Raw genomic sequence first — 6,819 nt, 5'->3', positions numbered from 1 at the left:
GCCCGCCGTCGTGCGGTCCGTAAGGCGACCGCTCCGGCGGGTGCGCCGCAGGCCGCCGCCGAGGTCGTGGAGCCGGTCACCGAGCCCGCCGCCGAGAGCCCGGCCACCCCCGAGGCCCCTGCTGTGAGCGACGAGCCGGCCGAGGCCGCACCGCCCGCGCGCGCCCGCCGTCGTGCGGTCCGTAAGGCGACCGCTCCGGCGGGTGCGCCGCAGGCCGCCGCCGAGGTCGTGGAGCCGGTCACCGAGCCCGCCGCCGAGGTCCCGGCCGAGGATGAGGCCGAGGAGGCCGTCGAGGCCCCCGTCGTGGAGGCTCCCCGCGGCCGTCGCCGCGCCACCCGCAAGGCCACCGCTCCCGCGGGTGCCCCTCAGACGGCCGAGACCGCCGCGCAGGACATCGTGGCCGAGCCGGTGAAGGCTCCCGAGCCCGTCGCCGAGGCCCTCGCGGAGCCGGCCGAGCCCGCCGCCGCGCCGCGAGGCCGTACCCGCCGTCGTGCGTCGGCCCCGGCCGGTACGCCGCAGGGTGCCCGGACCGCGGAGCCGTCGGCCGCGATCGTGGCCGAACCGGTCGCTGAGGCCGCCGAGCCGGCCGCCGTGGCCGCCGCCGGACCCGACCGCGCCGAGGAGACCGTCGAGGCGCCCGTCGCCGAGGCCGCGCCGCCCGCGCGTGGCCGCCGCCGTGCCTCCCGTAAGGCGTCCGCGCCGGCCGGTGCCCCGCAGCCCGTCGAGGAGGTCGCCGAGGCGGCCGCCGAGAAGGGCGAGGACCTCCCCGCCGCAGTGGCCGAGGAGCTGGCCTCCGAGGCCGAGCAGGTCGAGGAGGCCGCGCCGCGCGGCCGCCAGCGCCGCCGCGCCACCGCCGCCGCCGGCCGCCCCGAGTTCACCGGGAAGACCGAGGAGCCCGCCCGCAAGGGACGCCGCGCGACGCGCCCCGCCGTGGCCGTCTTCCAGGCCCCGGTCTTCTCCGAGCCGATGTTCCAGACCCCGGAGACCGCGGCTGCCGCCGCTGCCGCCGTGACTTCCGCCCCGTCCTACGACGAGAGCGACGGCACCGAGGAGCAGAAGAGCGCGGACCGCGCGCCGCGCAAGGCCGAGAGCAGGCAGGCCGCCGAGGCCGCCGCACCCGCCGAAGCCGCCGAGTCCGCACCCCAGGGCGGTTCGCGCCGCCGTCGCCGCCGCCGTGGCGAGGCCGTCGAGACCGAGCCGGCCGCGACCCCGGTGACACTTCCGGCCGAGCAGGCGGCTCCCGCCGCCCCCGTCGAGGACGAGCACGAGCACGAGGCCGAGCCCGAGACCGACGCCGAGCACGAGGGCGACGAGACGGACGAGTACGGGGACCGTCCCTCGCGCCGTCGCCGCCGTGGTGGCCGTCGCCGCCGTCGCGGCGAGGCCAACGACACGGACGACGCCGAGCAGCAGGACGACGCCGCCTCGGACCGCTCCGAGGACGAGCAGCAGGCGCACGACGACGAGGACGAGGAGGAGCACGAGTCCTCCGGTTCCAGCAGCAGCCGTCGCCGCCGCCGTCGCCGCCGCCGCAGCGGGGACGCCGCCGGCGAGGACACGGGCACGGGCGCCGACGACCCGGAGCGTACGGTCGTCAAGGTCCGCGAGCCCCGTAAGAAGGAGGCCGAGCGCGAGCCCGGCACCGGCTTCGACGAGGTCCAGTCCATCAAGGGCTCGACCCGCATGGAGGCCAAGAAGCAGCGCCGCCGCGAGGGGCGTGAGCAGGGCCGCCGCCGTGTCCCGATCATCACCGAGGCCGAGTTCCTGGCCCGCCGTGAGGCCGTCGAGCGCGTCATGGTCGTCCGCCAGAGCGGCGAGCGCACCCAGATCGGCGTCCTCGAGGACAACGTGCTCGTCGAGCACTACGTCAACAAGGAGCAGGCCACCAGCTACGTCGGCAACGTCTACCTGGGCAAGGTGCAGAACGTACTGCCGTCCATGGAGGCCGCCTTCGTCGACATCGGCAAGGGCCGCAACGCCGTCCTGTACGCGGGCGAGGTCAACTTCGAGGCACTCGGCATGGCCCACGGGCCGCGCCGCATCGAGACCGCGCTCAAGTCGGGCCAGTCCGTCCTCGTCCAGGTGACGAAGGACCCGATCGGCCACAAGGGCGCCCGCCTGACCAGCCAGGTCTCGCTGCCCGGCCGGTACCTGGTCTACGTGCCCGAGGGCTCGATGACCGGCATCAGCCGCAAGCTGCCCGACACCGAGCGCGCCCGGCTGAAGACCATCCTCAAGAAGATCGTCCCCGAGGACGCGGGTGTCATCGTGCGCACCGCCGCCGAGGGCGCGAGCGAGGACGAGCTGCGCCGCGACGTCGAGCGGCTGCAGGGCCAGTGGGAAGAGATCCAGAAGAAGTCGAAGAGCACCAGCAGCTCCAACGCGCCGACGCTGCTCTACGGCGAGCCGGACATGACCGTCCGGGTGGTCCGCGACATCTTCAACGAGGACTTCTCGAAGGTGATCGTCAGCGGTGACGACGCCTGGGACACCATCCACGGCTACGTCTCGCACGTGGCACCGGACCTCAAGGACCGGCTGTCGCGCTGGACCTCCGAGGTCGACGTCTTCGCGACGTACCGCATCGACGAGCAGCTGATGAAGGCGCTGGACCGCAAGGTCTATCTGCCGAGCGGCGGCTCGCTGGTGATCGACAAGACCGAGGCGATGGTCGTCGTCGACGTCAACACCGGCAAGTTCACCGGCCAGGGCGGAAACCTCGAGGAGACCGTCACCAAGAACAACCTGGAGGCGGCCGAGGAGATCGTCCGCCAGCTGCGGCTGCGCGACCTCGGCGGCATCGTCGTCGTCGACTTCATCGACATGGTGCTGGAGTCCAACCGGGACCTGGTCCTGCGGCGGCTCCTGGAGTGCCTGGGCCGCGACCGTACGAAGCACCAGGTCGCCGAGGTCACCTCGCTGGGCCTGGTCCAGATGACCCGTAAGCGGGTGGGCCAGGGTCTGCTGGAGTCCTTCTCCGAGACCTGCGTCCACTGCAACGGGCGCGGCGTGATCGTCCACATGGAGCAGCCCACGGCCGCCGGTGGCGGCGGTGGCAAGCGCTCCAAGAAGCGCGGTCGCGGCGGCGCGGGACACGAGCACGAGCACGGCCAGGAGCACGAGCACGAGCAGCAGGCCGAGACCGAGGCCGAGGTGGCCGCCGAGGTCGCCGCCCCGGTGGCGCTGCCCGAGCCGGAGTTCGTCGCCGACGAGGAGCTGTACAGCAGCGCGGCCGAGGCCGAGGCGGCGGCGTCGCGCGGCCGCGGCCGTCGGCGCGCGACCCGTAAGGTCACGGCTCCGGTCAGCACGCCCGCCCCGGTGGCCGAGCCCGCGCCGGTGGCCCCGGCGGCCGAGGAGCAGCAGCCCGAGCCGGTGGCCGAGACCCCCGTGGAGGTTCCCGCCGTCCCTGAGCCCGAGGCCGCGCCTCCGGCGCGTACGCGTCGCAGGGCGACCCGGAAGGCGACCGCCCCGGCGGGCTCGCCCAAGCAGGCCGACGTGACACCGCCGGTCCATCCGGCCGAGCCCGCGGCGGAGCCCGTCGCGGCCGAGGACCCGGTCGTCGAGGCCGCCGCGGCACCGGCGCCCGCTCCCTCGGAGAATGCTCCGGCGCCCGAGGCTCCGGCGGCTGGCACGGAGGCCGCCCCGCCGCGTGCCCGTCGCAGGGCGACCCGGAAGGCCACCGCCCCGGCGGGGTCGCCGGCCGGCACCGAAGAGGCCGCGGCCGTCGTGGTCACGGACGCCGGTTCCGGGCCGTCCGACGTGCCTGAGACCGAGGCGGCGGAGTCAGAAGCTCCGGTGAAGAAGGCCGCGGCGCGGAAGACCGCCAAGAAGGCCACGGCGAAGAAGGCGGCCACCAAGAAGACGGCCGCCAAGACGGTCGCGAAGAAGACCGCTGCGAAGAAGACGACGACCAAGAAGGCAGCGGCCAAGAAGACCGTCGCCGCCGAGCAGTCGTCGCCTTCCGTGACGGCCTCGACCGACCTCCAGGGGCCGGCCGGACAGTGACAGCGTCAGTGGGCCCCGCCTCGACCGAGGCGGGGCCCACAGACGTGTGCGGGCGGGGACAGGGGCCGTGGCGGGGAGGGGCGCACCAACCGCCCCGTACCCCCGCGGCCAAGGGCAGGGCGGCGCGCGGAGGACCGCAGCGCCGCCGCCACGGGGCCCTGAGCGTCGTTCCGCTGGAGTCGTGGGCCTCCCGCCCGGCACGCCCGTCCTGGTCCGTCCTGAGGCGGTTCTCGGGGGCTCCCGGGGAGCCTTCCGGGCGCTTCCGCTGCCGGGCGGGAGCCGGTTTGACCGGCAAGGCGGCTGTCCGTAGTCTTAACGCTCGGTGTGTTTCCGTACGCACCTACCCCTGAGCACATCCCTACCGGATTCGGCGCGCGCATCGCGCACCTGCCGGCAGAGGCCGCTCATCCTTCCGGATCGTCCCGGGCCCCGGCCCGTGCGAGCGGCTGGCATCAGGGGATCCGTTCCGAGTGAGAGAGAGATCCGCGTGTACGCCATCGTGCGCAGCGGTGGTCGCCAGCACAAGGTTGCTGTCGGCGACATCGTTGAGGTTGACAAGATTTCCACCGCCAAGGTTGGCGACACGGTCGAGCTCTCGACCCTGCTCGTTGTCGACGGCGACGCCGTGACCAGCGACCCCTGGGTCCTGGACGGCATCAAGGTCCAGGCCGAGATCGTGGACCACCACAAGGGCGCGAAGATCGACATCCTTCGCTACAAGAACAAGACGGGTTACCGCCGTCGCCAGGGTCACCGCCAGCAGTACACGGCGATCAAGGTCACCGGTATCCCCGCGGCTGCGAAGTAAGGGACTGAGGAGACATGGCACACAAGAAGGGCGCATCGTCCACTCGGAACGGGCGCGATTCCAATTCCCAGCGGCTCGGCGTGAAGCGCTTCGGCGGTCAGGCCGTGAACGCCGGTGAGATCCTGGTCCGCCAGCGCGGCACCCACTTCCACCCGGGCACGGGCGTCGGCCGTGGCGGCGACGACACGCTGTTCGCGCTGACCGCCGGTGCGGTGGAGTTCGGTACGCACCGTGGCCGCAAGGTCGTGAACATCGTTCCCGTCGCTGCCTGAGTCAGGCAACGGCGAGACGACACAGCACCTTCCGAGGGCGGATCTCAGCTTTCCCGGTATCCGGGGAAGCGGGTCCGCCCTCGGCGCGTTACGTCAAGAGACATTCCCGTATTTTTCCGTAGTACCTGGAGGCACCCACCATGACCACCTTCGTGGACCGCGTCGAGCTCCATGCCGCCGCGGGTAACGGAGGCCACGGCGTGGCCTCCGTACACCGTGAGAAGTTCAAGCCGCTCGGCGGTCCCGACGGGGGCAACGGCGGACGCGGCGGCGATGTCATCCTCGTCGTCGAGCAGGCCGTGACCACGCTGCTGGACTACCACCACCACCCCCACCGCAAGGCCACGAACGGCCAGCCCGGCGCCGGTGACAACCGCTCCGGCAAGGACGGCCAGGACCTCGTGCTGCCCGTCCCGGACGGCACCGTCGTCCTCGACAAGGCCGGCAACGTCCTCGCCGACCTGGTCGGCCAGGGGACCACCTTCGTCGCGGGCCAGGGCGGCCGCGGCGGCCTCGGCAACGCCGCGCTGGCCTCCGCCCGCCGCAAGGCGCCCGGCTTCGCGCTGCTCGGCGAGCCCGGGGAGAGCCGTGACATCGTCCTGGAGCTCAAGACCGTCGCCGACGTCGCGCTCGTGGGCTACCCGAGCGCCGGCAAGTCCTCGCTGATCTCGGTGCTCTCCGCCGCCAAGCCGAAGATCGCGGACTACCCGTTCACCACCCTCGTCCCCAACCTGGGCGTCGTCACCGCCGGCTCGACCGTCTACACCGTCGCGGACGTCCCGGGGCTCATCCCCGGCGCCAGCGAGGGCAAGGGCCTCGGCCTGGAGTTCCTGCGGCACGTCGAGCGCTGCTCCGTCCTGGTGCACGTCCTGGACACCGCGACGGTGGAGTCGGACCGCGACCCGGTCTCCGACCTCGACATGATCGAGGAGGAGCTGCGGCTGTACGGCGGCCTCGAGGACCGCCCGCGCATCGTCGCCCTCAACAAGGTCGACATCCCGGACGGCCAGGACCTCGCCGACATGATCCGCCCCGACCTGGAGGCGCGCGGCTACCGCGTCTTCGAGGTCTCGGCCATCGCGCACAAGGGGCTCAACGACCTCTCGTACGCCCTCGCCGGGATCATCGCCGAGGCGCGGGCCAGCAAGCCGAAGGAGGAGTCGACGCGGGTCGTCATCCGTCCCAAGGCCGTCGACGACGCCGGCTTCACCGTGACGGTGGAGGACGACGGCATCTACCGCGTGCGCGGTGAGAAGCCCGAGCGCTGGATCCGGCAGACCGACTTCAACAACGACGAGGCCGTCGGCTACCTCGCGGACCGGCTCAACCGGCTCGGTGTCGAGGACGAGCTGCGTAAGGCGGGCGCCCGGGCGGGCGACGGCGTGGCCATCGGCGCCGAGGACAACGCGGTCGTCTTCGACTGGGAGCCGACCATGGCCGCCGGGGCCGAGATGCTGGGCCGCCGTGGCGAGGACCACCGCCTGGAGGCACCCCGCCCCGCCGCGCAGCGCCGCCGCGAGCGCGAGTCCGAGCGCGACGTCGCGCAGCGCGAGTACGAAGGGTTCGAGCCCTTCAGCGACTGACGACGCGGTCCCGCCCGGCGACGGCAAGCCGCCCGGGCGGGACACGGGAGTACAGAGGGTGCCGATGGGCCGCCCGGGTGAAATCCGGCGCGCTCAGGCCCCGCTCATAGGTGCTCCATGCCGCTCACGCGTGTGGCGTCGGTCACCTGCC

The 6,819-nt window shown here is 73.3% G+C and carries 4 protein-coding genes; all 4 read left to right on the top strand.

Going from position 1 to position 6,819, the window contains the following annotated elements:
• Positions 1-4,005 (top strand): Rne/Rng family ribonuclease (locus ACZ32T_RS04055; RefSeq protein WP_467365212.1); only part of this gene is annotated, 4,005 nt, incomplete at its 5' end.
• Between the two features lie 487 nt (positions 4,006-4,492).
• Positions 4,493-4,813: a 50S ribosomal protein L21 gene (rplU, locus tag ACZ32T_RS04050; protein ID WP_015577124.1), complete on the top strand. Its 321-nt coding sequence runs from the start codon at positions 4,493-4,495 to the stop codon at positions 4,811-4,813.
• A gap of 14 nt (positions 4,814-4,827) precedes the next feature.
• Complete coding sequence (gene rpmA / locus ACZ32T_RS04045) at positions 4,828-5,085, top strand: 50S ribosomal protein L27 (protein ID WP_056785490.1); 258 nt, start codon at positions 4,828-4,830, stop codon at positions 5,083-5,085.
• Between the two features lie 140 nt (positions 5,086-5,225).
• Positions 5,226-6,668: a GTPase ObgE gene (gene obgE / locus ACZ32T_RS04040; RefSeq protein ID WP_467262654.1), complete on the top strand. Its 1,443-nt coding sequence runs from the start codon at positions 5,226-5,228 to the stop codon at positions 6,666-6,668.
• The last annotated feature ends 151 nt before the right edge of the window (positions 6,669-6,819 follow it).

The sequence above is a fragment of the Streptomyces sp. NPDC023573 genome (assembly GCF_055559735.1).
This window is presented reverse-complemented; position numbering and strand designations above follow the sequence as displayed.